The sequence below is a fragment of the uncultured Agrococcus sp. genome, from assembly GCF_945915485.1.
Lineage (GTDB): Bacteria > Actinomycetota > Actinomycetes > Actinomycetales > Microbacteriaceae > Agrococcus.
In genome coordinates, this window is sequence record NZ_CAMEFJ010000144.1 from 1 (window position 1) to 3,684 (window position 3,684).

A 3,684-nucleotide genomic window follows, 5' to 3' on the forward strand; every position below is an offset into this window, starting at 1 on the left:
GGCAGCGCTATCGCGTGCGGCTCGCGTGCCTGCTCGGTGGCGACACGGACTTCCTTCTGCTGGACGAGCCAACGAACCACCTCGACCGAGCCGGTCTAGCCTTCATGACTGAACGTCTGAGAACATGGCGCGGCGGAGTCGTCATCGTCAGCCACGACCGCGCGCTGCTGAGCGACATCGCCGAAACCTTCATCGATCTCGACCCGACCTACGATGAACGGGCTCGCGTGTACGGAGGCGGCTACGAGGGCTACCGCGCGGGCCGACACGCGGAACGAGAGCGATGGGAGCAAGAGCACGAGCGGCAGCGGGCAGAACGTGCACGCCTCCAGGATGCGCTCAGCAGCGCCCAGAACCGCCTGGTGTCCGGCTGGCGCCCCGGGAAGGGCTCCCCCAAGCACGGACGCGCCACGCGGGCTCCTGGGCTCGTACAGAGCGTCCATCGACGGGCATCCGCGCTGGAAGAGCACGCGGTCACCGTGCCTGCTCCCCCACTGGAGCTGGGGTTTCCCGAGCTGAGCGCCAGACCCGGTGCGACGCTCCTGACGGCCGAGGACATCCAAGTGGAAGCCCGACTGCGGCGCCCCGTGTCGCTGCGGATAACCGGAGGCACGAAGCTCGTGGTGACGGGAGGCAACGGTGCGGGCAAGTCAACGTTGCTCGGTGTTCTCGCGGAGGAAATCGAACCCTCTGGCGGTCGCGTGCACAGGGCGGAGTCGTGTCGCGCCGCGTTCCTGCGACAGGAGAGCTCGCTGCCACTGGCCCGGCGTGCCCACGAATGGTACGGCACCGTCGTTGACGGTCTGGTCTCCAACCGTGTCGTCTCCGCGCAGAGCACCGTTGGCCTTTCGTCGCTCGGGCTGCTCACGGCACGTGAGGCGGGCAAGCGCATCGGCGAGCTCTCGATCGGTCAGCAACGCCGCCTCGACCTCGCCCTGGTGTTGGCCGCCAGGCCGAATCTGCTGCTGCTCGACGAACCGACGAATCATCTCTCGATCGCCCTCGTGGATGAGCTGACGGAGGCGCTGCAGGCGACTCGGGCCGGCATCGTCGTCTCCAGCCACGATCGACAGTTGCTGCGCGACACTGCCGACTGGGAGCAATTTGAGCTACTGAGAGGAGCGTCGAACGCCTGATCGAGTCCGGTGCCTAGCCGTGCGCGCCGCACGCTCAATGAACATCCATGTCAGGTGCTGCGGATTCACCATGGATCGGCATTCTGATCGAGCTGTTTCGAGACGTTGCAGACGGGAATGGCGAAGCTCACGCGGAACGGGCATGATCCCGGATTTTTCTTTCAATAACTCCCCCAGAATAAGATGGCTCACTATCCGAAATTCCTGGGCCGGCCAACCCTTGACCGAGAGCATGACGGCAAGCGAACTCGATCAGCTCAACGCGTCGGCCGATGAACTCACCGATCTGCCGGATGCGTGGCGCCTCGTGCTGCTGGTCGACGCGATGCTCGCGCATCCGAAGGAGCCAGAACAGCATCCGGACCACCCGGAGTTGGCGGGCATCCCCGATCGCATCATCGTTGTCGACGCGCAGGAGTCGAAAGAGCAGTCACGTCTCCGGGGACTACGCGCTCACCAGGGCATGGCCCCTCATCGGCCAGGAGGCGACCCTGCGCAGGATGCGCTCTGCGATCCGTGCTCCGAAGCTACGGAACGAGTTCGATCGGCTCGCGCGCGACGTCACGCCCGGGTAGCGGCGTCTGCTGGACCTGTTCACGTCCGATGCGCTCGTCCGTGCACCGAGAGACGGCGATGTGCTCGGAAAGCGGCAAAAATCGCCGCTTCTCGGTACGAATCGCGAATAATGCCGCCTTTCGGTGACATTGCGAGCGCTGCGCCCGCGCATAGCCGACGGACAAGCCGTAACGTTCGCCTCAGACGCTGACCCGGGCCTCCTGCACCGTTGCGATGGTCGAGCCGTCAGTCGTGCTCACGGACGACGAGGACGAGTTTGCCGGCGGTACGCCCCTCCTCGCCGACCTCATGAGCACGAGCAGCGTCGGCGAGCGGGAAAGTCCCCGCGATCCTCGCCCGCAACTGATTGGTCTCTGCGAGATCGGCGACCTCCTGCATCCCCGCGTGGTCGGCCTCGACGAGGATGAGCTCGGCTCGCACATCCAACCGTTCGGCCTCCTCGCGCAGACCTTCCGCCGCGACGGGCACGGTGGAGACCAGCACCCCACCTGGCTTCAGTGTGCGCAGAGAGCGCAACTGGTAGTCGCCTCCGATGGTGTCGAGCACGACGTCGACGCGCTCCACGGCCTCTGCGAAGTCGACCTGCCGGTAGTCGACGACCTCGTCAGCTCCCAGCTCGCGCACGAAGTCGTGCTTCTGCGCGCTCGCGGTGCCGATGACGTAGGCTCCTCGAGCCTTCGCGATCTGCACCGCCAGGTGCCCGACCCCGCCGCCCGCGGCGTGGATGAGTACCCGATCGCCGCTCGAGAGGCCCGCGGTGTCCACGAGCGACTGCCAGGCTGTGAGTGCAGCCAGCGGGATCGCTCCCGCATGCACGTGATCGAGAGAGCCGGGCTTGTGCGCGAACGCGCGTGCAGGGCCCACAACGTATTCGGCGTGGGCGCCGACACCGTGCGGGTAGGGCAGCATACCGAACACCTCATCACCGGGTTTGAACAGCGTCACGCCGAGGCCGACCGCCTCGACGACGCCGGAGAGGTCCCACCCCAGCACAAACGGAGGATCATCGAGGAAGCGGCCCGTTGCACGGTGCTTCCAATCCGTGGGATTCACGCTTGCAGCGTGGACGCGCACAAGGATCTCGCTGATACCGGGGCGAGGGCGTGGAATCTCGACCATCTGCAAGACGTCGGTCCCGCCCAGCTCCTCCTGCTGAACGGCCCACATCATTTGCTGTCGGTTACTCGCGTTATCGGCAGTGTTCACCATCCCACACTCCGTCCAATCTGCGCTCTCAATGTCTCACGCCTCAGCTTGTCAAGCCCGCCACGGACCTCGCAACCGTGAAACGCAGCTTCACCAGAGCGACGGCAGGGATGCCCGCCCGCGCTCCTCGAGGTAGCAGGTGGCACACAGTGACTCGTACGTCACCGTCTCACCATCGATCGCCACCTGATCGCCTTCGAAGACGAAGCGGTCATCCACCCGACGTCCGTTGAACATCGCCTTGCGCCCGCAGCGGCAGATCGTCTTCAGCTCTTCGAGCGAGTGGGCAAGCTCGAGCAGGCGCGCCGAACCGGGGAACGCTTTCGTCTGAAAATCGGTGCGGATGCCGTAGGCGAGTACTGGTACGCCCTGCAGCACCGCGAGCTCCAAGAGTTCATCGACCTGCCTCGGCTGCAGGAATTGTGCCTCGTCGAACAGCAGGCACGCGACCGGCTCTGGCTTCTTCGCGACCGCGCGGGCGAAGACATCCGACACCCGCTCATCCGCCTCGACCAGGAAATCAACCTCCCGCGTCATGCCGAGACGCGACACGATGTGCTGATCGCCCTTCGTATCGGTCGACGGTTTCGCGATCAGCACTCGCTGTCCGCGCTCTTCGTAGTTGAACGCCGCCTGCAGCAGGCCCGTCGACTTCCCAGAGTTCATCGCTCCGTATCGGAAGTAGAGCTTTGCCACGCTACTTCTTGTCGTCTGCGTCGGCCGCATCGCCCGTGACGATGTCAGCCTCCTCGTCGGCGTCTTCTAC

3 protein-coding genes are annotated in these 3,684 nt (G+C 65.3%); 1 reads left to right on the forward strand and 2 read right to left on the reverse strand.

The genetic code is table 11. The features are described from left to right. Positions 1-1,136, forward strand: a 1,136-nt coding sequence (locus tag Q0O95_RS13520) for an ATP-binding cassette domain-containing protein (protein WP_293699717.1), incomplete at its 5' end; no start/stop codon positions are given. A gap of 801 nt (positions 1,137-1,937) precedes the next feature. Here Q0O95_RS13520 and Q0O95_RS13525 read toward each other — a convergent pair. Both Q0O95_RS13525 and Q0O95_RS13530 read right to left on the reverse strand, forming a co-directional pair. Then, entirely contained in the window at positions 1,938-2,921 is a 984-nt protein-coding gene (locus Q0O95_RS13525; RefSeq protein ID WP_293699719.1) for an NADP-dependent oxidoreductase, read from the reverse strand. An 87-nt stretch (positions 2,922-3,008) separates the two neighbouring features. Further along, positions 3,009-3,614: a thymidine kinase gene (locus Q0O95_RS13530; protein WP_293699722.1), complete on the reverse strand. Its 606-nt coding sequence runs from the start codon at positions 3,612-3,614 to the stop codon at positions 3,009-3,011. Positions 3,615-3,684 lie beyond the last annotated feature (70 nt).